Annotated in this window: 23 protein-coding genes; 12 read left to right on the top strand and 11 right to left on the bottom strand. The window is 71.9% G+C overall.

Annotated elements, in window-relative coordinates:
- Window positions 1–92 precede the first annotated feature (92 nt).
- From ABZ899_RS05395 to ABZ899_RS05375, 5 genes are all read left to right on the top strand, one after another.
- Window positions 93–1,559, top strand: coding sequence for an MFS transporter (locus ABZ899_RS05395; RefSeq protein WP_361341561.1), 1,467 nt, complete (start codon window positions 93–95; stop codon window positions 1,557–1,559).
- 203 nt (window positions 1,560–1,762) lie between these two features.
- A complete protein-coding gene (locus tag ABZ899_RS05390; protein WP_361341025.1) occupies window positions 1,763–2,524 on the top strand; it encodes a DeoR/GlpR family DNA-binding transcription regulator in 762 nt (253 codons plus the stop codon).
- Between the two features lie 34 nt (window positions 2,525–2,558).
- Window positions 2,559–3,506 carry a 1-phosphofructokinase gene (gene pfkB / locus ABZ899_RS05385; RefSeq protein WP_361341022.1) on the top strand — a complete coding sequence of 316 codons (948 nt, stop codon included), beginning with the start codon at window positions 2,559–2,561 and terminating at the stop codon, window positions 3,504–3,506.
- An 88-nt stretch (window positions 3,507–3,594) separates the two neighbouring features.
- A complete protein-coding gene (locus ABZ899_RS05380) occupies window positions 3,595–5,589 on the top strand; it encodes a fructose-specific PTS transporter subunit EIIC (RefSeq protein ID WP_361341021.1) in 1,995 nt (664 codons plus the stop codon).
- A 143-nt stretch (window positions 5,590–5,732) separates the two neighbouring features.
- Window positions 5,733–5,987, top strand: coding sequence for a hypothetical protein (locus ABZ899_RS05375; protein WP_361341018.1), 255 nt, complete (start codon window positions 5,733–5,735; stop codon window positions 5,985–5,987).
- 33 nt (window positions 5,988–6,020) lie between these two features.
- On the opposite strand, the gene ABZ899_RS05370 is transcribed toward ABZ899_RS05375, so the two are convergent.
- From ABZ899_RS05370 to ABZ899_RS05355, 4 genes are all read right to left on the bottom strand, one after another.
- Entirely contained in the window at window positions 6,021–6,767 is a 747-nt protein-coding gene (locus ABZ899_RS05370) for a DUF6227 family protein (protein ID WP_361341016.1), read from the bottom strand.
- Between the two features lie 187 nt (window positions 6,768–6,954).
- Window positions 6,955–8,181, bottom strand: coding sequence for an Ig-like domain-containing protein (locus tag ABZ899_RS05365; RefSeq protein ID WP_361341013.1), 1,227 nt, complete (start codon window positions 8,179–8,181; stop codon window positions 6,955–6,957).
- A gap of 186 nt (window positions 8,182–8,367) precedes the next feature.
- Complete coding sequence (locus ABZ899_RS05360; protein WP_361341010.1) at window positions 8,368–9,393, bottom strand: P1 family peptidase; 1,026 nt, start codon at window positions 9,391–9,393, stop codon at window positions 8,368–8,370.
- A gap of 42 nt (window positions 9,394–9,435) precedes the next feature.
- The gene (locus ABZ899_RS05355; RefSeq protein WP_361341008.1) at window positions 9,436–10,674 is read right to left on the bottom strand and encodes a low temperature requirement protein A; all 1,239 of its coding nucleotides are present in this window, start codon (window positions 10,672–10,674) and stop codon (window positions 9,436–9,438) included.
- A gap of 151 nt (window positions 10,675–10,825) precedes the next feature.
- On the opposite strand from ABZ899_RS05355, the gene ABZ899_RS05350 reads away from it, so the two are divergent.
- Window positions 10,826–11,002 carry a hypothetical protein gene (locus ABZ899_RS05350; protein ID WP_361341005.1) on the top strand — a complete coding sequence of 59 codons (177 nt, stop codon included), beginning with the start codon at window positions 10,826–10,828 and terminating at the stop codon, window positions 11,000–11,002.
- A gap of 40 nt (window positions 11,003–11,042) precedes the next feature.
- On the opposite strand, the gene mscL is transcribed toward ABZ899_RS05350, so the two are convergent.
- The 6 genes from mscL to ABZ899_RS05320 form a co-directional block, all read right to left on the bottom strand.
- Window positions 11,043–11,501, bottom strand: coding sequence for a large conductance mechanosensitive channel protein MscL (gene mscL, locus ABZ899_RS05345; protein WP_361341003.1), 459 nt, complete (start codon window positions 11,499–11,501; stop codon window positions 11,043–11,045).
- 129 nt (window positions 11,502–11,630) lie between these two features.
- Entirely contained in the window at window positions 11,631–12,131 is a 501-nt protein-coding gene (locus tag ABZ899_RS05340; protein ID WP_361341558.1) for a hypothetical protein, read from the bottom strand.
- A gap of 265 nt (window positions 12,132–12,396) precedes the next feature.
- The gene (locus ABZ899_RS05335; protein ID WP_361341000.1) at window positions 12,397–13,239 is read right to left on the bottom strand and encodes an S-methyl-5'-thioadenosine phosphorylase; all 843 of its coding nucleotides are present in this window, start codon (window positions 13,237–13,239) and stop codon (window positions 12,397–12,399) included.
- 90 nt (window positions 13,240–13,329) lie between these two features.
- Window positions 13,330–13,644 carry an FmdB family zinc ribbon protein gene (locus ABZ899_RS05330; RefSeq protein WP_361340998.1) on the bottom strand — a complete coding sequence of 105 codons (315 nt, stop codon included), beginning with the start codon at window positions 13,642–13,644 and terminating at the stop codon, window positions 13,330–13,332.
- A 65-nt stretch (window positions 13,645–13,709) separates the two neighbouring features.
- On the bottom strand, window positions 13,710–14,999 hold the full coding sequence (locus ABZ899_RS05325) for an MFS transporter (RefSeq protein WP_361340995.1): 1,290 nt from the start codon (window positions 14,997–14,999) through the stop codon (window positions 13,710–13,712).
- 271 nt (window positions 15,000–15,270) lie between these two features.
- Entirely contained in the window at window positions 15,271–16,794 is a 1,524-nt protein-coding gene (locus tag ABZ899_RS05320; protein ID WP_361340993.1) for a potassium/proton antiporter, read from the bottom strand.
- A gap of 234 nt (window positions 16,795–17,028) precedes the next feature.
- On the opposite strand from ABZ899_RS05320, the gene ABZ899_RS05315 reads away from it, so the two are divergent.
- Entirely contained in the window at window positions 17,029–19,806 is a 2,778-nt protein-coding gene (locus ABZ899_RS05315) for a penicillin acylase family protein (protein ID WP_361340991.1), read from the top strand.
- 66 nt (window positions 19,807–19,872) lie between these two features.
- Here ABZ899_RS05315 and ABZ899_RS05310 read toward each other — a convergent pair whose 3' ends face one another.
- A complete protein-coding gene (locus ABZ899_RS05310) occupies window positions 19,873–20,493 on the bottom strand; it encodes a 5-formyltetrahydrofolate cyclo-ligase (protein ID WP_361341555.1) in 621 nt (206 codons plus the stop codon).
- A gap of 94 nt (window positions 20,494–20,587) precedes the next feature.
- On the opposite strand from ABZ899_RS05310, the gene galU reads away from it, so the two are divergent.
- The 5 genes from galU to ABZ899_RS05285 all read left to right on the top strand — a co-directional run bounded on the left by galU (window position 20,588) and on the right by ABZ899_RS05285 (window position 24,551).
- Window positions 20,588–21,490: a UTP--glucose-1-phosphate uridylyltransferase GalU gene (galU, locus tag ABZ899_RS05305; protein WP_361340988.1), complete on the top strand. Its 903-nt coding sequence runs from the start codon at window positions 20,588–20,590 to the stop codon at window positions 21,488–21,490.
- Window positions 21,491–21,494: 4 nt separating this feature from the next.
- Complete coding sequence (glp, locus tag ABZ899_RS05300) at window positions 21,495–22,817, top strand: gephyrin-like molybdotransferase Glp (RefSeq protein WP_361340986.1); 1,323 nt, start codon at window positions 21,495–21,497, stop codon at window positions 22,815–22,817.
- 86 nt (window positions 22,818–22,903) lie between these two features.
- Entirely contained in the window at window positions 22,904–23,398 is a 495-nt protein-coding gene (gene moaC, locus ABZ899_RS05295; RefSeq protein ID WP_361340983.1) for a cyclic pyranopterin monophosphate synthase MoaC, read from the top strand.
- On the top strand, window positions 23,395–23,895 hold the full coding sequence (locus ABZ899_RS05290; protein ID WP_361340981.1) for a MogA/MoaB family molybdenum cofactor biosynthesis protein: 501 nt from the start codon (window positions 23,395–23,397) through the stop codon (window positions 23,893–23,895). The genes moaC and ABZ899_RS05290 overlap by 4 nt, the downstream gene beginning before the upstream one ends.
- Entirely contained in the window at window positions 23,892–24,551 is a 660-nt protein-coding gene (locus ABZ899_RS05285; protein WP_361341552.1) for a GNAT family protein, read from the top strand. The genes ABZ899_RS05290 and ABZ899_RS05285 overlap by 4 nt, the downstream gene beginning before the upstream one ends.
- Window positions 24,552–24,706 lie beyond the last annotated feature (155 nt).

Genomic DNA, 24,706 nt, shown 5'->3' with positions numbered 1-24,706 from the left:
CCGGGAACACCGCACCTGTCGAACCCGGCCCGGCACCGGGGGCCGTGGCGGCCCCGGCGGACCGGCGCCGCTGGTTCGCGCTGGCCATCGTGATGACCGCGGCCTTCATGGACCTGGTGGACGTCACGATCGTCAACATCGCCATCCCGTCGATCCAGCGCGAGGCCGGGGCCACCTTCAGCCAGATCCAGTGGATCACCGCCGGCTACGCCCTCGCCTTCGCCGCGGGCCTGATCACGGGAGGCCGGCTCGGCGACATCCACGGCCGCAAGCGGGTGTTCCTCATCGGCATCGGCGGCTTCACACTCGCCTCCGCGCTGTGCGGCTTCGCCGTGAACCCGGAGATGCTGGTCGCCTCCCGCGTCCTGCAGGGCGGCATGGCCGCGCTGATGGTGCCGCAGGTCCTGTCGATCGTCCACGCCACCTTCCCGGCGCACGAACGGGGCAAGGTCTTCGGCCTGTTCGGCGCGATCGTCGGCCTCGGCGCGGTCAGCGGCCCGCTGCTCGGCGCGCTGCTGACGGAGGGCGACCTCTTCGGGCTGGCGTGGCGCCCGATCTTCCTGATCAACCTGCCGGTCGGTATCGCGGGCCTGATCCTCGGCAGCCGTTTCATCACCGAGTCCAAGGCCCCGAGGGCCCTGAAGCTGGACCTGGTGGGCGTCGCCCTGGTCACCCTCGGACTGCTGATGCTGCTCTACCCGCTGACCCGGGGCCGCGAGCTGGGCTGGCCGCTGTGGGGACACCTGTCGATGGGCGGTTCGCTCGTCGTGCTGGGGGTGCTGGTGGCGTACGAGCGGCGCAAGAGCGCCCGTGACGGCTCCCCGCTGGTCGAGCTGTCCCTGTTCAAGGTGAAGAGCTTCGCGGCCGGTATCGCCGTCCAGACGGTCTTCGGCGTCGCGCTCGGCATCTTCTTCCTGGTCTGGACGCTGTACATGCAGTTCGGGCTGGGCTGGAGCCCGCTGAAGGCCGGCCTCACCGGCATCCCGTTCTCGATCGCCGTCTCCACCGCGGCCGGCCTGTCCGTGCAGCAGCTCGTGCCGCGCTTCGGCCGCACGGTGCTCCAGACGGGCGCGCTGCTCATGGGCGCCGGCATCCTGCTCTACATCTGGGAGGCCGGCCGTTACGGCCTCGCCATCGCCCCGTGGCAGATGGCTCTCCCCCTGATCGTGATGGGCGCCGGCATGGGTCTGATCGTGGCCCCGCTGACGGACGCGATCCTCTCCGAGGTGCCGCGCGAGCACGCCGGCTCGGCGTCCGGCCTGATCAACACGGTCCAGCAGATGGGCAACGCCCTCGGCCTCGGCCTCGTCTCCGTCGTCTTCTACGGCGTCGTCGACGACCGCCTGACCGAGGCCACGACCCCCACCGCGGCGGGTACCGCCTTCGCGGACGGCTTCCAGCACGCGCTGGGCTGGGTGGCGGCGGTGATGGCGGTCATCTTCCTGCTGATGTGGGCCCTGCCGGCGCGGCCGACGGGACCGGGGGAGGGTGAAGGCTCCGGAGGCGAGGCCCCGGAGGACGAGCGGTCCGCCGAGGGGACCCCGCAGCTCGTCGGCTGAGCGACCGAGGACCGACCGATCGAGTCGCCGACCCGAAGGGGCCCGTCCGGGGATGACCTGGACGGGCCCTTCGCCGTTTTCGGACCCCCCGACTCGATGCCCACTCATGCCCGATTGGATCCGAGTCTGTTTACTTCCCTGAATTCCGGGCGTAATCTCACTCTAGAACCACAAGCTCGGGCACGCAGTGAAGGAGAACGGGCATGTACGCACCGGAGCGGCAGCAAGCGATCCTCCGGCTGGCCCGGGACGGCGGCCGGGTGGACGTGCTGTCCCTCGCGGAGGAGTTCCAGGTCACCGCCGAGACCATCCGGCGGGACCTCAAGGCGCTCGACCGGGCCGGACTAGTACGGCGCGTGCACGGCGGAGCCATCCCCGCCGGGCGCCTCGACTTCGAACCGGACCTCACCGAAAGGGAGTCCACGGCGGCGGACGAGAAGGACAGGATCGCGAAGGCGGCCCTCGCCGAACTCCCCACCGACGGCACCCTGATCCTCGACGCCGGCACCACCGTGGCCCGCCTCGCCGCCGCCCTGCCGCTCGAGTCGTCCCTCACCGTCGTCACCCACAGCCTGCCCATCGCCGCCCGCCTCGCCGACCACCCCGGCATCCAGCTCCACCTCGTCGGAGGCCGCGTACGGCACCGCACCCGCGCCGCCGTCGACGCCTGGGCCCTGCGCGCCTACGCCGAGATCCGCGCCGACGTGCTGTTCCTCGCCGCCAACGGCTTCTCCGCCGAGCACGGACTGACCACCCCCGACCTCGCCGAAGCCGCCGTCAAACGCGCCGCCGTCGCGGCCGCCCGCCGCGTCGTCCTGCTCGCCGACTCCGGCAAACAGGGCCAGGAACACTTCGCCCGCTTCGGCGACCTCGGAGACGTGGACCTGCTGATCACCGACACCGGCCTCGCACCCGAGACCGCCACGGCCGTCGAGCACGGCGGGACGGAAGTGCAGCGTGTCTGAGAGCGTGCCCCCACCCGGGCCTGGAAACGAGCACATGATCCTCACCGTCACCCCCAACCCGTCCCTCGACCGCACCTACGAGATCCCCGCCCTGGACCGCGGCGAGGTCATCCGCGCCACCGGCGAGCGCATGGACCCCGGCGGCAAGGGAGTGAACGTCTCCCGGGCCGTCGCCGCGGCCGGCCGGCGCACCGTCGCCGTCCTGCCGCTCGGCGGCGCCCCCGGCGCCCTCGTCGCCGACCTCCTGCACGCGCAGGGCATCGACGTCGCCCCCGTCCCCGTCGCCGGCGCCACCCGCTCCAATATCGCCCTCGCCGAGACGGACGGCGTCCTGACGAAGGTCAACGCCCCCGGCCCCGAACTGACCCCCGCCGAACGCGAAGCCCTCCTCGACGCCGTCCGCGCCCAGGCCCGCGCCGCCGACTGGATCGCCTGCTGCGGCAGCCTCCCCCGCGGACTCGCCGCCACCTGGTACGCCGACGTCGTCACCCGGGCCCGCGCCGACGGCGCCCGGATCGCCCTGGACACCTCAGGACCGGCCCTCCTCGAAGCCGTACGCGCCCGGCCCGACGTCGTCAAACCCAACGCCGACGAACTCGCCCAGGCGGTCGGACGCCCCCTCACCACCATCGGCGACGCACTCAAGGCCGCCGGGCAACTGCGCGAACTGGGCGCCCGTGCCGTCCTCGCCAGCCTGGGCGCCGACGGGCAACTGCTGGTCGACGACGCCGGCACCTGGTTCGGCACCGCACACGTCGACGCCGTCCGCAGCAACGTCGGCGCCGGGGACGCCTCCCTCGCCGGATTCCTCATCGCCGGCGGTCACGGCCCCGGCGCCCTCGCCTGCGCCGTCGCCCACGGCGCCGCGGCCGTGCGGCTCCCCGGCAGCGTCATGCCCACCCCCGCCGACCTCGACCCGTCGGCCGTCACCGTCACGGCCGACATCCCCGCGGACCGCCCCCTCACGGAGCCCACGTCATGAACGGAACGGACGCACCGGCCGCCGGCCGCCCCATCCCCACCCCCGCCCACCGAACTCACGGGGCGATACGCGTGCGAAGGAGCCCGCGATGAGCGACATGATCACGGCGGACCTGGTCGACCTCGACCTGACCGCCGACACCAAGGAGGCCGCGGCACGCGCCCTCGCCGAGCGCATGGCCGCCCAGGGCCGGGTGACCGACCTGGACGGCTTCCTCGCCGACGTCGCCGCCCGCGAGGCACAGATGCCCACCGGCCTCGACGGCGGCATCGGCATCCCGCACTGCCGCAGCACCCACGTCACGGAGCCGACGCTCGCCTTCGGACGCAGCACGGCCGGCGTCGACTTCGGCGCCGCCGACGGACCCGCCGACCTGATCTTCCTCATCGCCGCCCCGGCCGGAGCGGACGACGCCCACCTCACGATCCTGTCGTCCCTCGCCCGGCAGCTCATGGACAGCGCGTTCACGGACGCCCTGCGCGCCGCCCGGGACACCGGGACGGCGGCCGCGCTGATCCGCGGGGAGCGGGCACCCGCGGCCGAGGAACCGGACACGAACGCCTCCGCCGACGACGCACGGCCCTTCCGTATCGTCGCCGTCACCTCCTGCCCCACCGGCATCGCCCACACCTACATGGCCGCCGAGTCCCTGGAGAACGCCGGCCGGGACGCGGGCGTCGAACTCGTCGTCGAGACCCAGGGATCGGCCGGCTTCACCCGGCTCGACCCCGCCGTCATCGCCGCCGCGGACGGCGTGATCCTCGCCCACGACGTCGCCGTACGCGAGAAGGACCGGTTCGCGGGCAAGCCCACGGTCGACGTCGGCGTCAAAGCCGGCATCAACCGGCCCGCCGACCTCATCGCCGAGGTGCGCGAGAAGGCCGCCCGCGGGGAAACCACCCAGGCGGCCCGGCCCGGCGCCGGCACCCCCGTCGAACGAGCCGGCGAACCCGGCGACGGCTACGGCACCCGGCTGCGCAAATGGCTGATGTCCGGCGTCAGTTACATGGTCCCGTTCGTCGCCGCCGGAGGACTGCTCCTCGCCCTCGGGTTCGCCATCGGCGGCTACCGGATCAACGAGGCCCCACCCGTCACCGAGCACTTCGACTGGGGGCAGGTCGACAGCTGGGGCGCCCTGCTCTTCCAGATCGGCGGCGTCGCCTTCGGCTTCCTGATCCCCGTCCTCGCCGGCTACATCGCCTACGGCATGGCCGACCGGCCAGGACTCGTCCCCGGCTTCGTCGGCGGCATGATCGCCTTCACCATCAACGCCGGGTTCCTCGGCGGTCTCGTGGCCGGTCTCCTCGCCGGCGGTGTCGTCCTCGCCATCCAGCGCGTCGGCATCCCCCCGGTGCTGCGCGGCATCATGCCCGTCGTCGTGATCCCGCTGCTGTCCTCCATGGTCGTCGGCTTCCTGATGCTCGTCGTCATCGGCAAGCCCATCGCGGAGGCGCAGAAGGCCATGACGGACTGGCTCAGCGGCCTGTCCGGCTCCAACGCCGTCCTCCTCGGCATCCTGCTCGGCCTGATGATGTGCTTCGACCTCGGCGGCCCCGTCAACAAGGTCGCCTACGCCTTCGCCACCGCCGGCATCGCCGTGCAGGACCCGAGCGACTCCGCCATGAAGATCATGGCCGCCGTCATGGCGGCCGGCATGGTCCCGCCCCTGGGCATGGCCCTGGCCACCACCCTGCGCCGCAAGCTCTTCACCCGCGCCGAACGCGAGAACGGCAAGGCCGCCTGGGTGCTCGGCGCCTCCTTCATCAGCGAAGGCGCCATCCCCTTCGCCGCCGCCGACCCCCTGCGCGTCATCCCCGCCTCCATGGCGGGCGGCGCCGTCACCGGCGCCCTCACCATGGCCTTCGGCTCGACCCTGCGCGCACCCCACGGTGGCGTCTGGGTCACCTTCCTCATCGGCAAGCCGTTCCTCTACCTCGCGGCCATCGCGGCCGGCACGGCGGTCACGGCCGGCCTGGTCATCCTGCTCAAGGGCCTGCGCCGCACGGCACCCGACGGCACCCCGGCCGCCGGCGCCCCCGGCACCTCGGACACCGGGGCCGGGCCGCAGCCGGTCGCCGCCTGAGAGAGGAAGGGGGCGGACCGCCGCCCGCCGGGACAAGGCCATCGCCCTTGTCCCGGTTGGGACACTGTGCGTGGTTCACGGCACCTGCGAGATACGTCACGGTCCGCGTCATACGGCCCGGACCTTGATGTCTACTGGGAGGCATGCCTGAGCACGTCTCGATCCTCCAGCTCCTGGGTCCCGTCGTCCTCGCCCTGGCGGCCGTGCTGTGGGTGACGGGGCTCCTCCGCCTGCTGCGCCGCTACCGCCCCGTGCGCCACGGGTGGGCCCCCGACCAGCCGCTCCGCGGGCTTCCGCAGCAGCGGCAGACCGCCCCGGACCTGGAGGCCGTCGAACTCACCCCGGCGGAACGCGACGCCTTCGCCGGCCTGGTCCACCGGCTCAACAGCGGCCGCTGAGCACGGCTTCGGCCGGCAACGCCCGCCGGCGTCTCAGGAGACCTGCGTCGCCCGCCGCCGCACCGCGGCCCGCGCCGCGTCCTCACTGACGTACACCTCGCACATGTGCCGCCCGTCCGGCGTCGCCGTGTGCTCGACCTCCCACAGCGAGACCTCCGCCCCGTCCCGCAGCAGGAACGCGTGCTCGTAGAGCGAGAAGCACAGGCCCGCGCGCGCCGACCGCCAGGGGCGCCCGAACGCCTGCATGATCCGGTGCCCGCAGGCCGTGGCCAGCAACGCGGCCGTCTCACGGCCCGGCCGGTCCGCGTTCTCCGCGCGGCGCAGCAGCCGCCGCGCGTGGTCCGCCGAATCGTCCGGCACATACCCGTGCCGGGGCACGATCGACGGCGACAACTGCACGGTCACCGGCAGCTCGAAGTCGGGCGCGTCCGGGGGCAGCGGAAGCCGCTCGGTCGCGGCGCGCAGCTCCTCATCGTCCCCGTACACCTCGTGCTGCGGAACGCCGCCGCGCGCGGTGTTGTGCACGAGCTCCCACAGGGTGAGCGCCGAACCGTCGTCGAGCAGCCAGGTGTGCCGGTACGTCTCACGGTGCAGTCCCGCACTGTGGTGCGCGGAGTGCAGCGAACTGTCGTGGGCCAGCGCGCAGTCCAGGCGCCGCAGAGTCTCGTCGGGCAGTTCGAAGGAGTTCAGGGCACGGCCGAGGAGCCGCGCGAGGTGCTCCTCCGGAGACTCCGGCGACTCGGGTGGTTCGTACGCTGTGGTCTCGTACGGAACGCTCAAGGTTTCTCCCGGCGTTGCTGCATGTCACCTTGTGGGTGCATACCGTAGCCCCTCGGCCGGACATCATGTCCTGGAACCGAGAAAACGTACGTCCGGTGAAACGCGCGGACCGCGCGAGAAGTTCCCGCGCGGCCCGTCGAACCGTCAAGAAACCCTGCCCGGCGTGCGGTTCAGGGAAGCGGGGCGATCAGGCGGCGCTGCCCGCGACCCACTCGCTCCAGTCCATGTTCCAGCCGTTGAGGCCGTTGTCCGGCGTCACGTTCTTGTCGGGGGAGTTCTTGACGATCACCACGTCCCCGAGCATCGAGTTGTCGTAGAACCACTTGGACGGCGTGTCCCCCTGACCGCCCTTCACGTCCCGCAGGCCGACGCAGCCGTGGCTGGTGCCCTGGCGGCCGAACGGCGGGTTGCCCTGGTTGTACCAGTAGTTGCCGTGGATGAAGGTGCCCGACTGGGTCAGCCGCATCGCGTGCGGTACGTCCTTGATGTCGTACGCGTCGGCCAGGTTGACCGTCCGGCTGTCCATGTGGAGCTGCTTGAACTTCTCGGAGATCACCATCTGCCCGTTGTAGGTGGAGAACTCCGAGCTGCCCGCCGAGATCGGCACCGACTTGATCGTGCTGCCGTCCCGGACGACCTTCATGGTCTGGGTGTCCACGTCGACCGTCGACACCTGCGAGCGGCCGATCGTGAAGGTGACCGTCTTCTTCTGCACCCCGACGGCACCGTCGGCGCCCTGGACGCCGTCCAGGTCGATCTTCATCGTGACCTTGGAGCCGGCCTTCCAGTAGTCCTCGGGCCTGAAGTCCAGGCGCTTCTGGCCGAACCAGTGCCCGACCACCTTCTGCCCGCTGCTGGAGGTGACGGTGATGTGCGACTGCACGGCCTTCCGGTCGCTGATCGCCTTGTCGAAGGAGAACGACACGGGCATCCCCACCCCGACCGTGGTGCCGTTGTCGGGGGTGTAGGTGCCGATGAAGCTGTCGGCCGCGCTGACCGTGGTGAAGGTCGAGTCCGCGGTGGCGCCCCGGCCGTCCGCGTCCTTCGCGGTGGCCGTTATCTCGTACTTGGTCCCCCGCTCCAGCTGCTTCCCGGGGTGCCAGCCGGTGCCGTCGGAGGACAGGGAGCCCGGCACGTCCCGCCCGGTCTTCGCGTCCTTCATCCGTACGGCCGTCAGCTTGCCGCCGCTGACCCGCACACCGGTCGTGTTGATGGACGCCTTCGTGGAACCGTCCTTCGCCGAGATCACGATCTTCGCCGCGGACGTCGTGGACGCCCCCTTGCCGCCCTTGCCGTCGTCGCCGGCCCCGCTGCCGGTGTCGCCGCCCCCGCAGGCGGTGAGGGTCAGGGCGCCGATCACCAGGGCGGCACAGGCCCCCACTGTGCGTCGCGCTGTCATGTCCGGCGTTGTCACGATCTGCTCCCTCATCCGACGTTCCGCGAGTTCTGTTTGGTTCCGTTCCGTTCCAGGGTGGAAGAGGCCACCGCCACGGGGCGGGTTCCCCACGTGCGCCGTGAATGCCATCACGTGACACAACCGCGACAATCGTGAGCGCGATGTGGCCGTTCCATGGTGAGGGGACCGGGCTCGGGCCCCCCGCTACCGCCCGTACAACTCCCCGTAGGACGGCCACGCTCCGCCCGGGCCCGTCACCGGCTCGGCCGCGCGGACGGCCCGGACGATCGCCCGGGTCACCGTGTCCGCGCCCGCCGCGAGGATGTCGTTGAGCGCGAGCGGGTGCTCGGTGTCCAGAGGGTGCTCACCGGTGGCGAGGGCGAAGACCGTGTCGCCGTCGTTGAGCAGGTGCACCGGCCGTACGGCCCGCGCGATGCCGTCGTGGGCGGTGCCGGCCAGCTTCTGCGCCTGCGCCTTGGACAGGTCGGCGTCGGTGGCCACCACCGCGAGCGTGGTGTTCAGCGGCGGCGGCGCGTTGGTCTGCGCGATCTCGGCGAGCCGCCGGCGCGCGGCCTCGTGGACACCGGCCTCCGGGAGGTCCACCCGGCCCCGCAGCAACTCCCCGTACAGGGCGCCGGTCTCGGGCTCCACGGCGGAACCCGCCGCGTTGGCCACGACCAGCGCGGCCACCGTGATCCCCGAGCCGAGGACGGTGCTCGCGGTGCCGATCCCGCCTTTGACCGGCCCGACCGTGGCGCCGGTCCCGGCGCCCACGCAGCCTTCCGGCACCGGGGCTCCGGCCTCGCTCGCCGCAGCCGCCTCGACCGCCGCGCGCCCGGTGCCGGCGTCCGGCCGGGCCCGGAAGTCGCCGCCGCGCCCCAGGTCGAAGACACAGGCCGCGGGTACGACCGGCACCACGTGCGCCGGGTCCGGCCCGACCCGCACCCCGCGCCGGTGCTCCTCCAGCCACGCCATCACCCCGGATGCCGCGTCCAGCCCGTAGGCGCTGCCCCCCGTCAGGACGATCGCCTCGACCTTCTGCACCAGGTTGCGCGGGTCCAGGGCGTCGGTCTCCTTGGTGCCGGGCCCGCCGCCGCGCACGTCCACGGCGGCCACGGCCCCGCCTTCAGGGGCGAGGACGACCGTCGTGCCGGTGAGCCAGCCGTCCCCGGTGCGGGTCGCGTGGCCCACCCGCAGCCCGGCGACATCCGTCAGAGCGTCAACTGTCATGCGCCCAGTGTCGTCCAGGCCCGACCCGCCGCGCCGGGACCGTCAGGCGGCCGGCTCCCGTGTCGCCGTCGCACGCTGCCGGGCCGCTCTGCGGGCCGTGAGCGTCTCGCCGACGGCCACGCCCGCCGCCGAGACCAGCCCCGCCGCGAACACCCCCCAGTCGTGCAGGAAGGTGCAGCAGATCACCAGCAGGGCCGTCGTCGGCAGCACCAGCTGCTGGGCGATGCCCACCTTGAAGTACCGCGAGTGCAGCACCCACACCGTGAGCAGGTAGAGCGCCGTCGGCAGGGTCACCGCCGCCGACGCGGCCAGCGTCGAGATGTGCGCCTTGTGGAGGGTCTGCTCGACCGCCACCTCCAGGCCCGCGCCGATCGCCGCCGCCGACGCGAACACCACGTAGTGGCCGTAACCCCACAGAAACGCCCGCTGGTTGGAACGCAGATGCCAGTGGATCGGCACCACGAAGTAGATCCACCACGCGGAGAAGATGATCAGCAGGCCGCCCGTGGTGATGGGCAGCAGCTCGCCCAGCGCGTCGTTCTCGTCGATGCCGGTCTTCACGGCGACCGTGGCCGCCGCGATGGTCTCGCCGAGCACGATGATGGTGAGCAGCCCGTACCGCTCGGCGATGTGGTGCGGGTGCCACGACGTCGGATGGACCCTCTCCGCGTACGCCGGGACACACAGCTCCAGGACGGCCATGGCGAGGAACCACCAGCTCCGGGCTTCCTCGGGCAGCACCACCAGGCCCACCCAGCCGATCTGGCAGAGCAGCACACCGCCGGCGTAGCGCAGGGCCATCGCCCGCTCGGGACCGGAGCTCGACCGGGCCACCCGCAGCCACTGCCCGACGAGGGCGAGCCGCATGATGAGGTACCCGACGAGCACCGCCGCGTAGTCGTGGTGCTGGAACGCCCGGGACACTCCGGCGGCCAGGACCAGCACACCGGAGATCTGGACCAGCGTGACGAGCCGGTACAGCACGTCGTCGTTGTCGTAGGCCGACGCGAACCATGTGAAGTTCATCCACGCCCACCAGATGGCGAAAAAAACCATCGCGTAGTTCAGGATGCCTTCGCCGGCGTGGCCCTCGGCGATCGCGTGGACCAGCTGGACGCCCGCCTGGGCGATGGCCACGACGAAGCACAGGTCGAAGAAGAGCTCCAGCGGGGTCGCGGCCCGGTGTGCCTCACCACGGCCCCGGGCCGAGAGCGGGCGCACCGGCCGACGGTGTCCGGGCGGGCGGGGGGAGTCCGGCGCGGGATTCGAACTGGACGTCATGGGATAAAGCACAGCAGATGGGGCGCTGATTCGCGCCCGCGGCGCACGACCCGCGCACAACCCCCGCAGGACTTCCCCGGGCGGCCCGGCCGGACCCGGCACTCGCGTCGGCGGGACGGGACCCGCGGTGGTACGGCCGTACCCTGGAGTCATGAGCAGCAGCCCCGCCTCCGAGCCGCGCGAGCCGAAGCCCGCGCTGATCTTCGACGACCCGCTGGACCAGCAGTCCTCGGACGACACGGACCGCGGGTGGGGCGATCGGCCGGCCGGGGACGGCGCGGCCGACCTCAAGCGCTTCCTCGACGAGAAGCCGCCGCACCACATCTGAGGCGTGGGAGCAGGCGCCGCGCCGCCCGGGCGCCGGGAGGCTACCGCTGGTCGTGGCCCGACCCGCGCTGCGCGACGAGCGCGTCGCGGATCTCCTTCAGCACCTCCAGCTCGGTCACCTCGATGATCTCCTTCGTGCCCTCCTTCGCCTTGCGGCGGGCCTCCACCCGGGCCAGGTACTTCGACATGGGCAGGACCATCAGGAAGTAGACGACGGCCGCGGTGATCACAAAGCTTAGGCCGGCGCCGAGGACGGAGCCCCACAGGATCTGGATGCCCTCGTCGCCCTTGCAGGCACCGGTCAGGCACGAGCTGTAGTGATCGAGGTTCTTCGTGCCGATCGCACCGACCAGCGGATTGATGATGCCCTTCACCACCGCGTTGACGATGTTGGTGAAGGCCGCGCCGATGACCACCGCGACCGCCAGGTCGACGACGTTCCCGCGCATCAGGAAGGTCTTGAAGCCCTGCCAGACGCTCGGTTCCTTGTTCTCGCTCACTTGGGGGGCACTCCTCGGGCACGCAGCTTGGGGAACGGATCGCTCCGCAACCTACGTCAGCGTTCGGCCATTCTGTCCAACCGGCCTCCTCTTCCAAGGGACGTGACGCGAGCCGACGCTTGACCGGACTCAGCACAGCGTCACCGACAGCCGCGCGGTGGCACTCGCCCCCGCCAGCCGGGCGGCCGTGGGGCGCGGCACGGACAGCACCACCAGCGCCCCGCTCTCCCCGGCGGCATCCAGCGGCTCCGGCACCTCCGCCACCCGTACCCCGCGCGCCACCACCTCGGCGTCCCCGCCGGGCCCGTGCTCCTCGGCGGCGATCACGTCGACCCGGTCGCCGGGGCGCAGCAGCCGCACGGTGGCCGCGTCGGCGATCCGCACCGGCGCCGACACCCGCTCGGCGACCCGCTGCGGCCGCGCCGGACCCGGCGCCGGATGCCCGCGCGCCCCGTCGGCCTCCCGCGGTCCGGCCGCCACCAGGGCGGCCGCGGTCACGGCCAGCCCGGCCGCGACGGCCCGCCGCCGGTGCCGTACGAGCCGGCGCAGCCGCCGGCGCGTGCCGCGCACCCGCACCGGATCGAAGTGCGGCACCTCACGGGTGGCCGGGGCGTCGGGGCCCGGCGGCAGCGCGGAGCGCGGCGACGAGGAGGAAGAGGAGAGGGAGGAGAAAGAAGAGGGAGAGGCCGGGAATCGAGGGGCAGGGGGAGCGAGGGACACGGGATCACCACCAGCGAGAACGGTGCGGACGGAACGGCTTGCGAAGCCACCATCCGACATCCCGCCGCCGCTCGCCGAAGCCCGTGGACAACCCACAGCCTGTGGACAACCCCGCCCCCCGAAGGAGGCGTTCCGCCCGGTCGCACCGGCCCCGCGAAGCCCGCCCCGCCGTCCTCTACGGCAGGGAGAACCCCGGGTCCATGCCCCCCAGCGCCCCGGCGCACAGGCAGTCCCGTTCGTCGTTCGGCGGAAGGGCGGCCACCGCGTCGAAGAGGACCCCGCGCAGCCGGTCGACGTTGGCCGCGAACACGCGCAGCACCTCGTCGTGGGAGACGCCCTCGCCGGTCTCCGCGCCCGCGTCCAGGTCGGTGACCAGGGTCATCGAGGTGTAGCAGAGCTCCAGCTCACGGGCGAGCGCCGCCTCGGGGTGGCCCGTCATGCCGACCACGGACCAGCCCTGCGCCTGGTGCCACAGCGATTCGGCGCGGGTGGAGAAGCGGGGCCCCTCCACGACGACCAGGGTGCCGCCGTCCACGGCCTCCCAGTCCTGTCCGCGCGCGGCCTTCAGCGCGGCGGCGCGGCCGGTGGGGCAGTAGGGGTCGGCCAGCGACACGTGCACCACGTTGGGCACGGTGCCGTCGGGACGCGGCAGCCCGTCGAAGTAGGTGCCCACCCGGGACTTGGTGCGGTCGACCAGCTGGTCCGGCACGAGCAGGGTGCCGGGTCCGTACTCGGGCCGCAGACCGCCGACCGCGCACGGGCCGAGCACCTGGCGTACGCCGACGGAGCGCAGCGCCCACAGGTTGGCGCGGTAGTTGATGCGGTGCGGCGGCAGATGGTGGCCGCGGCCGTGCCGGGGGAGGAAGGCGACTCGCCGGCCGGCGATCTCGCCGAGGAAGAGGGAGTCGCTGGGCGGTCCGTACGGGGTGTCGACCTGGACCTCGGTCACGTCGTCGAGGAAGGAGTAGAAACCGGAGCCGCCGATCACGCCGAGCTCGGCGTTCGCCTTGTTCGCCATGTCCGCACCCTAGCCGCCCCCGACGGCCACCGGACACGCCGAGGACCCCGCCGTCCTACGACGACAGGGTCCTGTAAGAAGTGGTGCGCGCTACGCGGCGGAGCTGCTGGAGGAGGTGCCGGTGCTCGACGCCTTCTTGTCCGACGAGGACGCCGTGGACGACGACGAGGAGTCCGACGACGTGGAGGACGACGACTTCGACGACGCCGGCGAGCTGCTCGACGAGGAGCCGCGGCTGTCGTTGCGGTAGAAGCCGGAGCCCTTGAAGACGATGCCGACCGCCGAGAACACCTTCTTGAGGCGGCCCTGGCAGCTGGGGCACTCGGTCAGGGCGTCGTCGGTGAACTTCTGCACCGCCTCGAGGCCCTCGCCGCACGCGGTGCACTGGTACTGGTAGGTCGGCACTTCTCCTCCTGGCACTCTCACTTGATGAGTGCTAACGACAATCCATAGTGACGTATTCCGGCCTCTCAGTCCACTGCCACCGGCACGCGGTGACCCACGCCACGTGCGACCGTACGGCCGGCGGCCCGCGCCGAGAGCCGGGAGCGCAGGGCGACGAGGGTGACCAGGGCCAGCAGCGTGCCGCCCATCGGCACCAGGAAACCGGCCCCGCCCCACAGACGGTCCTCGAGCTGTCCGGCGACCGTGACGGCGGCGGCCTGGCCGAGCGCGACGGCACCGGTCAGCCAGGTGAACGCCTCGGTGCGGGCCCCGGCCGGGACCAGGCTCTCGACCAGCGTGTAGCCGGTGATCAGGGAGGGCGCGATGCACATGCCGACCAGCAGGCCCAGGGCGGCCAGCACGAGGACCGAGTGCGCGGCCCACAGTCCGGACGCGGCCAGCGCGAGCGCGGCGTACCCGACGAGGAGGCGGCGCTGGGGCGCGACCTTCCAGGCGATGGCGCCGCAGACCAGGCCGGCGAGCATGTTGCCCGCGGCGAAGGTGCCGTACAGGACGCCGTTCAGGCCGGGGCGGCCGATCGACTCGGTGAAGGCGGCCAGGGAGACCTGCATGCCGCCGAAGACGGAACCGATGCCGAGGAAGGTCACGATGAGCACCCGCACCCCGGGGATGCGCAGCGCGGAGCCGTGCTCCACGCGCGTGTGCCCGCCGCCGGTGACGACCGGCTGGGTGCCGCGCTGCGCGGCGAAGAGCAGGCCGCCCACCAGCGTGAGGGTGGCCTCGGTGACCAGGCCGGCGGCCGGGTCGACGGCCGTGCACAGGGCGGTGGCCAGCAGCGGCCCGACGACGAAGGTCAGCTCGTCGGTGACGGACTCGAAGGCGGCGGCCGTCGTCATCAGGGGCGAGTCCTGGAGCTTGACACCCCAGCGCGCCCGCACCATGGGCCCGACCTGAGGCACCGAGGCGCCGGTGGGCACGGCCGCCGCGAACAGGGCCCACAGCGGCGCGTGGGCGAGGGCGAGAGCGGTCAGGGTCAGACCGGACACGGTGTGCACGAGAACGCCGGGGATCAGCACGGCGCGCTGCCCGTAGCGGTCGGCGAGACGGCCGCTGTAGGGCGCGAACAGGGCCATGGAGACGCCGGTGACGGCCGCGGCGGCGCCCGCCGCGCCGTAGGAGCCGGTGGTGTGCTGGACCAGCAGCACGATGGAGATGGTCAGCATCGCGAACGGCTGGCGTGCCGCGAAGCCGGGGAGCAGGAACGTCCAGGCGCCGCGGGTGCGCAGCAGCTGTCCGTATCCCGGGCGGGAGGAGGCCGAGTCCTTCGACGGCTCCTTGGTGACCGTGGACGCCACGGCCCGTGCCTTTCTGCCGCCTGGTAGCGCGGCACCCCCGGGTGGGGGCGGCGCCGAGAGCTGTCCTCTTGCGCGGAACTGCGGTAGATACCGGCGCCCACGATGAGGAGGGGCGTCCCGGCCGCCATACGGTCGCGCCAGCTCTGCGTCAGGCAGAGTTGGTTCGATCTGGGTCACCTGCATTGTACAGGGCGTTCACCCTGTGACCCCTGTGAAAGCCAGCACGTCCCGGCTTGCGGCCTGTGCTTCCCCGGAACAGGCCGGGCGTTCTCTACGAGCGGCTCAGCCCGTCCGTCCCCAGCCAGCCGGCCAGCTTGCCGCCGGCGCCGACGGCGCGCAGCCGGCGCTCGGCCGCGTCGCGCACCGGGTCGGTGGCGACCACGAGGAGTTCGTCGCCGTGCCTCAGCACGGTCGCCGGCTGCGGGACGAACGATTTCCCGTCGCGGACGATGAGCGTGACGGCGGCGCCGGGCGGCAGGCGCAGTTCGGCGATCTCGACGTTGTGCATCTTCGAGTTCTCGGGGATGACGAACGACAGCAGGTGTCCGCCCAGCCGCTCCAGGGGCGCCGACTCGATGCCGAGGTCGGCGGCCTCCGGGCCCTGTCCCAGGTTCAGCTTGCGGGCCAGCCAGGGCAGGGTCGGCCCCTGGATCAGGGTGTAGACGACGACCAGCACGAAGACGATGTTGAAGATGCGCTGGCTGCCCTCGACGCCGCTCACCACGGGAATCGTCGCGAGAATGATCGGCACGGCGCCGCGCAGGCCGGCCCAGGACATCAGCGCCTGCTCCCGCCAGGGCACCCGGAACGGCGTCAGGCACACGACGACGCTCAGCGGGCGCGCCAGCATGGTCAGCGCGAGGCCGATGACGAGGGCGGGCACGATGTCGTCGCCCAACTCGTGCGGGGTGACCAGCAGTCCGAGCAGGACGAACATGCCGATCTGGGCGATCCAGCCGAGTCCTTCGGCGAAACCGCGGGTGGCCGGCCAGTGCGGCAGGCGCGCGTTGCCCATCACCATCGCGGCGAGGTAGACGGCGAGGAAGCCGCTGCCGTGGGCCATGGCGCCGGCCGCGTAGGCGGTGACGGCGATGGCCATGACGGCGATCGGGTACAGGCCGGAGGCGGGCAGCGCGACGTGCCGCAGGCCCCAGGCGCCGAGCCAGCCGATGGCGAGGCCGATGGCCGCGCCGATCGCCAGTTCCAGCGCTATCTTGCCGAGCAGCACGTACCAGTGCTCCAGGGGGCCGTGGTGGGAGAAGGCGACGACGAGGATGACCACGGGGGCGTCGTTGAAGCCGGACTCGGCTTCCAGGGTGCCGGTCACGCGGGAGGGCAGCGGGAGGCGGCGCAGTACGGAGAACACGGCGGCGGCGTCGGTCGAGGAGACGACAGCACCGATGATCAGCGCCTGCTGCCAGTCCAGTCCGACCAGGTAGTGCGCGGCCGACGCGGTCACGCCGACGCTGACCGTGACGCCCACGGTCGCGAGCGCGGCGGAGGCCGGCAGGACCGGTTCGACCTCTTTCCACTTCGTGCCGAGTCCGCCCTCGGCCAGGATCACGACCAGGGCGGCGTAGCCGATGACCTGGGTGAGCTCGGCGTCGTCGAAGCGGATGCCGATGCCGTCCTGGCCCATGAGCACACCGATGCCCAGGTAGACGAGCAGGCTGGGCAGGCCGCTGCGCGAGGAGATGCGGACCGCCGCGACGGCGCTGAGCAGCACGAGCGAGCAGACGAGCAGAAGCTGGTTGAGGTCGTGGACAGTCAGCGGCCGTTCCCTTCCCTGGCCCACGTGGACGCGCGCGGGGGCTCATGAACATAGGACACGAAGTGGCGGTGCTTCGCACCCAACTACTTCATTAGCTTACCTAACTCTTGACGATTTCTTGACGCTCGTAGGGGCATGATCGAACGTCCGTCCGCGTGGGTTGCCCACTCCGCGTCAAGTCCGACCGGGCCCTGCGCCTATGGTTGCTCCAGCACTCCAGGACCGTCTGCCGCTCGCGTTAGGACAGCAAGGACAGCGATGCCCCCCAACACCACCGCATCCACGGGTCAGCAGCCCGGCAAATCCGGCAGGAAGAAGGGGCGCAGAGCGCGTCTGCTCGTCCTGGTGCTGGTGCTGGCCGTCATCGCGGGAGTCACCGGCGGTGCCTACTGGTCCATCAGCACCGTCCGCGCGTCCTTCCCGCAGACGAAGGGCTCGATCACGCTCGACGGCCTGTCCGGGCCGGTCGACGTCAAGCGGGACGGCTACGGCGTCCCGCAGATCTACGCCTCCTCCGACGCGGACCTGTTCATGGCGCAGGGCTTCGTGCAGGCGCAGGACCGGTTCTGGGAGATGGACGTCCGCCGGCACATGACCTCCGGGCGGCTGTCGGAGATGTTCGGCAAGGGACAGGTCGACAACGACGAGTTCCTGCGCACCCTGGGCTGGAACCGGATCGCGAAGCGGGAGTACGACACCAAGCTGTCGGCCGCCACCAAGAAGTACCTCCAGGCGTACGCCGAAGGCGTCAACGCCTACCTGGCGGGCAAGGACGGCGCGGACATCTCCCTGGAGTACGCGGCCCTCGGGTTCACCAACGACTACAAGCCCGAGCAGTGGACGCCGGTCGACTCGATCGCCTGGCTGAAGGCGATGGCCTGGGACCTGCGCGGCAACATGCAGGACGAGATCGACCGCGCCCTGATGACCAGCCGCCTCGGCCCCAAGCAGATCGCCGAGCTGTACCCGCAGTACCCGTACAGCCGGAACAAGGCGATCGTGCGGACCGGCCGCTACGACGAGGTCACCAAGACGTACGGGCCGGAAGACGCCACGGGCGGCGCCACCGGCACCGCGGGCACGGTGGGCGGCACGGGCGGAACCCCCTCGTCGTCCGGGTCGTCCGGCACCGCGGGCCTGCAGAGCCAGTTGGCCGATCTCCAGAACGTGCTGGACGGGCTGCCCACCGCCGTCGGCGTGAACGGCGACGGCATCGGCTCCAACTCCTGGGTGGTCGGCGGCAAGCACACCATCACCGGCAAGCCGCTGCTGGCCAACGACCCGCACCTGTCGGCCTCGTTGCCGTCCGTCTGGTACCAGATGGGCCTGCACTGCCGCGCGGTCTCCGCCTCCTGCCAGTACGACGTGGCGGGTTACACCTTCGCGGGCATGCCGGGCGTGGTCATCGGCCACAACCAGGACATCGCCTGGGGCATGACCAACTCCGGCGTCGACGTCACCGACCTGTACCTGGAGAAGCTGTCCGGCGACGGCTACCTGTACGGCGGCAAGACGGTGCCCTTCACCACCCGCCAGGAGACCATCGAGGTCGCCGGCGGCGAGCCGAAGAAGATCGTCGTCCGCGCGACGAAGAACGGCCCGCTGCTGTCCGACCGCAGTTCCGAGCTCGTCAAGGTGGGCAAGAAGGCCACCGTGGACACCGCGGCCCCCGACCGGGGCGACGGCTACGGCATCTCGCTGCGCTGGACCGCGCTGGACCCGGGCACCACCATGGACGCCGTCTTCGCCATGGACAGGGCGAAGAACTGGAAGGACTTCCGCTCCGCGGCCGCCCTGTTCGACGTGCCCTCGCAGAACCTGATCTACGCGGACCGCGAGGACAACATCGGCTACACGCTGCCCGGCAAGATCCCCACGCGCGCGCAGGGCTACGACGGCTCGGTGCCGGCGCCCGGCTGGGACCCCGCGTCCCGCTGGACCGGCTACCTCGACGAGGACGAGCTGCCGTACGAGTACAACCCGAGGCGCGGCTACATCGTCACCGCCAACCAGGCCGTCGTCGACAAGGACACGTACCCCTACACGCTCACCACGGACTGGGGCTACGGCGCCCGCAGCCAGCGCATCAACGACCTGATCCAGTCGAAGATCGACGGCGGCGGCAAGATCTCCACCGACGACATGCGGCAGATGCAGCTCGACAACAGCAGTGAGATGGCCAAGCTGCTGGTGCCCCAGCTCCTGAAGATCGACATAGCCGACCCGGACGTCCGCGAGGCGCAGGAGCTGCTGGAGGGCTGGGACTACACCCAGGACGCCGACTCGGCGGCCGCCGCCTACTTCAACTCGGTGTGGCGCAACACCCTCAAGCTGGCCTTCGGCAACAAGCTGCCCAAGGAGCTGCGGGTCAAGGGCCAGTGCCTGTACGTCGACCCGGTCAACACCACCGGTCCCGCCGACGAGGTGCAGAAGGTCCGCGAGTGCGGCGAGCGCGACGCCGACCAGGCGCAGCCGGACGGCGGCGACCGCTGGTTCGAGGTCGTGCGCGGCCTCATGGACGACCCGGACAGCGACTGGTGGACGACGCCCGACGCGGGCCCCCGCGACGGAGCCGACCGCAACCGGGACGACCTGTTCGCGCGGGCCATGGTCGACGCCCGCTGGGAGCTGACCGCGAAGCTCGGCAAGGACATCGACACCTGGAGCTGGGGCCGGCTGCACCGCCTGTTCCTGAAGAACCAGACCCTCGGCACCGAGGGCCCCGGCTTCCTCCAGTACGCCCTCAACCGCGGCCCCTGGAAGCTCAGCGGCGGCGAGGCCACGGTCAACGCGAGCGGCTGGAACGCCGCCGGCGGCTACGGGGTCGTGTGGGTGCCGTCGATGCGGATGGTCGTCAACCTCGGCGACCTGGACAAGTCGAAGTGGATCAACCTCACCGGCGCCTCCGGGCACGCCTACAACTCCCACTACACCGACCAGACGGACAAGTGGGCCGACGGCGAACTGCTCGACTGGTCCTTCTCGAAGCAGGCGGTCGACGACGCCACCAGCGACACCCTGGTGCTGCGGCCGTGACCCGCTGACAGCGCACAAGGGCCCTCCACGCGCGCGTGGAGGGCCCTTCCGCGTACGGGGTGCCGGTCAGGACTCCGGGAAACGGCGCACCCCGGACGGTGTCACCACCGCGTCCACCGGACGGTCGTGGGGCTCCTCGGGGACCCGCCCGACGACCTCCGCGTCGTACAGCAGCACCACCAGCGCCGGACGGACACCCGCGTTCTCCAGCCGCGCGAGGACCCGGTCGTACGAGCCGCCGCCGCGGCCCAGGCGCATCCCGCGCGCGTCGACGGCGAGGCCCGGCAGCAGCACCGCGCCGGCCTCGGTCACGGCGTCCGGGCCGAGGTGCGGGCCGGCGGGCTCGAAGAGTGCCATCTTCCCGCCGTGTTGGACCCGGACGAGGGCGTCCCGGCCGGTGTAGGGGCCCCAGTCCAGGTCGTTGTCGGGCAGCAGGGCGGGCAGCAGGACGCGCACGCCCCGCGCGCGCAGCGCGTCGAGCAGCGCGAGGGTGCCGGGTTCGCTTCCCACGGACACGTACGCGGCCACCGTGCCCGCCCGCGCGAGCTCGGGCAGGTCCAGCGCGCGCCGGGCCAGCGCGGCCGCCGATTCCCGCACGTCATCCGGCGTCAACCTGCTTCTTACCGCGAGGAGCTCTCGCCGCAACGTCCGTTTGGCAGACTCGGTGCCCTGTCCGAAGTGAGTCAAAGCTCGCTCCCGTACCCTTCCCAATGTGCGCATATGAGAGCCAAATAACCGGAGCTTCAGATTCCACGCAAAGGCACCGGATAAGGTGTCGGGCATGACCCAGTCCCACCCTCGGATCACCAAGGCTGTCATCCCCGCAGCGGGCCTAGGAACACGCTTCCTACCGGCCACCAAAGCCACTCCCAAGGAGATGCTGCCGGTCGTCGACAAGCCCGCGATCCAGTATGTGGTCGAAGAGGCCGTCTCCGCGGGCCTCGACGACGTCCTCATGATCACAGGCCGCAACAAGCGGCCGCTCGAGGACCACTTCGACCGCAACTACGAACTCGAGTCCGCCCTGCAGAAGAAGGGCGACGCCGCACGGCTCGCCAAGGTCCAGGAGTCCAGCGACCTCGCCACCATGCACTACGTGCGCCAGGGCGACCCCAAGGGCCTCGGCCACGCCGTGCTGTGCGCGGCCCCGCACGTCGGCCAGGAGCCCTTCGCCGTCCTCCTCGGCGACGACCTGATCGACCCCCGCGACCCCCTGCTCAAGCGGATGATCGAGGTGCAGGAGCAGCGCGGCGGCAGCGTCATCGCCCTGATGGAGGTCGAGCCCGAGCAGATCCACCTCTACGGCTGCGCGGCCGTCGACCTCACCGAGGACGCCGACGTCGTCAAGGTCCACGACCTCGTCGAGAAGCCGGCCGCGGCCGACGCCCCGTCGAACTACGCCATCATCGGCCGCTACGTCCTCGACCCCCACGTCTTCGACATACTCCGCAAGACCGAGCCCGGCCGCGGCGGCGAGATCCAGCTGACCGACGCGCTGCAGCAGTTGGCCGCGGACGAGAAGGTCGGCGGCCCGGTGCACGGCGTCGTCTTCAAGGGCCGCCGCTATGACACCGGCGACCGCGGCGACTACCTGCGTGCCATTGTCCGACTCGCGTGCGAACGTGAAGACCTGGGCCCGGACTTCCGGACCTGGCTTCGCAGTTACGTAGCCGAGGAGATGTAGCGAGTTGAGCACCGCCGCGCCCCGTCCCGCCGGTCACGACCAGCTCTGGTCCGTGGACGAGCACCTTCAGGACATCCTCGCCACCGTCCGCCCCCTCGAACCCATCGAGCTGCAGCTCCTCGACGCCCAGGGCTGTGTCCTGGTCGAGGACGTCACGGTGCCGGTCTCCCTGCCGCCGTTCGACAACAGCTCGATGGACGGGTACGCGGTGCGGGTCGCGGACATCGCGGGCGCGAGCGAGGAGTTCCCGGCCGTCCTGGAGGTCGTCGGGGACGCCGCGGCGGGCCAGGCCGAGCTGCTCCACGTGGGCCCCGGCCAGGCCGTCCGCATCATGACCGGCGCCCCGCTGCCGCCCGGCGCCGAGACCGTCGTCCCCGTGGAGTGGACCGACGGAGGGCTCGGCGAGGGCCCGGTCAGCGGGATGCGCGCCCGCAGCCAGGCCCCCGAGGGCGCCGCCGGCACCGTGCAGATCCACCGGCCCGCCGAGGCCCGCGCGCACGTGCGCGCGGCGGGCAGCGACGTCGAGGCCGGCGACCGCGCCCTGCGGGCCGGCACCGTCCTCGGCCCGCCGCAGATCGCCCTGCTCGCCGCCATCGGCCGCGGCACGGTCCGGGTGCGCCCCCGCCCCCGGGTCGTCGTCATGTCCACCGGCAGCGAGCTCGTCCAGCCCGACGAACCGCTCGGCTCCGGCCAGATCTACGACTCCAACAGCTTCGCCCTCACGGCCGCCGCCCGCGACGCCGGAGCCATCGCCTACCGCGTCGGCGCCGTCGCCGACGACGCCGAGACGCTGCGCGACACCATCGAGGACCAGCTCGTGCGCGCCGACCTCATGGTCACCACCGGAGGCGTCAGCGTCGGGGCGTACGACGTCGTCAAGGAGGCGCTGGCCCACGTCGGCGACGAGGACGAACCCGGCAGCGGCGTGGAGTTCCGCAAGCTCGCCATGCAGCCCGGCAAACCGCAGGGCTTCGGCTCGATCGGCCCCGACCACACCCCGCTGCTCGCCCTGCCGGGCAATCCGGTGTCGTCGTACGTCTCCTTCGAGCTGTTCGTGCGCCCCGCGATCCGCACCCTGATGGGCCTGACCGATGTGCACCGGCCGCGCACCCGGGCCACCCTCGCCGCCGACAAGGCGCTCACCTCGCCCAAGGGACGCCGGCAGTTCCTGCGCGGCACCTACGCCGACGGCGAGGTCCGGCCCGTCGGAGGCGCCGGATCCCACCTGGTCGCCGCCCTCGCGCAGGCCGACGCGCTGATCGTCGTCCCCGAGGACGTCGAGAGCGTCGAACCGGGCGCCGAGGTCGAGGTGGTCCTGCTCGGCTGACCGTCGCTGGTTGGCGGTACCGTGTCGCGCACAGCAGGCCCGTGCGCCGCACCGCGACGGGCCCGGACCGGGAGCGCCACACCAGCATGAGCACGCAGAACCCACCCCCGCAGGACCACCTCACGCACCTCGACGAGGCAGGCGCCGCCCGGATGGTCGACGTCTCCGCGAAGGACGTCACCGCACGCACGGCACACGCCGCCGGACGGGTCCTCGTCTCGCCGCGCGTGGTCGAACTGCTGCGGGGCGAGGGGATGCCCAAGGGCGACGCCCTCGCCACCGCCCGTATCGCGGGCATCATGGGCGCCAAGCGCACCCCCGACCTGATCCCGCTGTGCCACCCGCTCGCGCTCTCCGGTGTGAGACTGGACCTGTCGGTCGCGGACGACGCCGTGGAGATCGTGGCCACCGTGAAGACCACGGACCGCACGGGCGTCGAGATGGAGGCACTGACGGCGGTCACCGTCGCCGCGCTCACCGTGATCGACATGGTCAAGGCGGTCGACAAGGGGGCGGTCATCACGGACGTACGGGTGGAGCAGAAGACGGGCGGGAAGTCGGGCGACTGGAGCCGGGCATGACGTATCGCGCTCTGGTGGTCACCGCGTCCAACCGAGCCGCCGCCGGGGTCTACGAGGACCGGGGCGGACCGCTGATCGCCGACGGCCTCGAGGCCCTCGGGTTCACCGTCGACGGGCCGCGGGTCGTGCCCGACGGCGACCCGGTCGAGGCGGCGCTGCGCGCAGGCGTCGGCGCCGGGTACGACGTCGTCGTCACCACCGGCGGCACCGGCATCTCGCCCACCGACCGCACCCCCGAGGCGACCCGCGCGGTGATCGACCGCGAGGTGCCCGGCATCGCGGAGGCCATCCGGGCGTTCGGCCGGGACAAGGTGCCGACGGCCGCCCTGTCCCGGGGCCTGGCCGGCGTCGCCGGGCGCACGCTGATCGTGAACCTGCCCGGGTCCAGCGGCGGGGTGAAGGACGGCCTGGCCGTCCTGGAACCCCTCCTGGTCCACGCCGTCGACCAGCTCCGCGGCGGTGACCACCCCGGCCCGAGCAGTGGGGGTGCGAGCTGAACACCCCATCCTGGCCCGTCGAACTGAGGGACGGCGACGTCGTCCTCAGGCCGATAAAGATGCGCGACCAGCGGGTGTGGCGCGAGGTCAACCGGCGCAACCGGGACTGGCTGCGGCCCTGGGAGGCGACGATCCCGCCGCCCACGCCCAGCGGGCCGATCGTGCACCGGCCCACCTACCGCCAGATGGTGCGGCACCTGCGCTCCGAGGCGAACGCGGGCCGCATGCTGCCGTTCGTCATCGAGTACCAGGGGCGCCTCGTCGGGCAGTTGACGGTCGCCGGGATCACCTGGGGATCGATGTGCTCGGGGCACGTCGGCTACTGGGTGGACGAGTCCGTCGCGGGCCGCGGGGTCATGCCGGCCGCCGTCGCGCTCGTCGTGGACCACTGTTTCCGCACCGTCGGTCTGCACCGCATCGAGGTCTGCATTCGCCCCGAGAACAGGCCCAGCCGCCGGGTCGTGGAGAAACTCGGATTCCGCGAAGAGGGACTGCGTCCGCGTTATCTGCACATCGACGGAGCCTGGCGCGACCACCTCGTCTTCGCGCTCACGGCGGAAGAGGTCCCGGACGGACTGCTCGGGCGCTGGCACCGCACCCGTGCGCAGGCCACCCCGTCCGCCAAGCCGCAGAACACACGAGGGAATCCCGCGTAACCCCGGGAATTGAATAAATGTTCGAAATTGATCGGCGGATGACCGGCTGAGGGCGTGAAATTCGCGGCCTCGGCGGGCTGCTGATCGCATCGATCACAAAAAAAGTTCGAAATATCAGCCAGATCGTGCGACACACCGGCTCAATTGGCGGATGG

It is taken from the genome of Streptomyces sp. NPDC046859, from assembly GCF_040645135.1.
GTDB lineage: Bacteria > Actinomycetota > Actinomycetes > Streptomycetales > Streptomycetaceae > Streptomyces.
The sequence above is the reverse complement of the archived record's forward strand: the minus strand, read 5'-3'. Positions and strand labels throughout refer to the sequence as shown.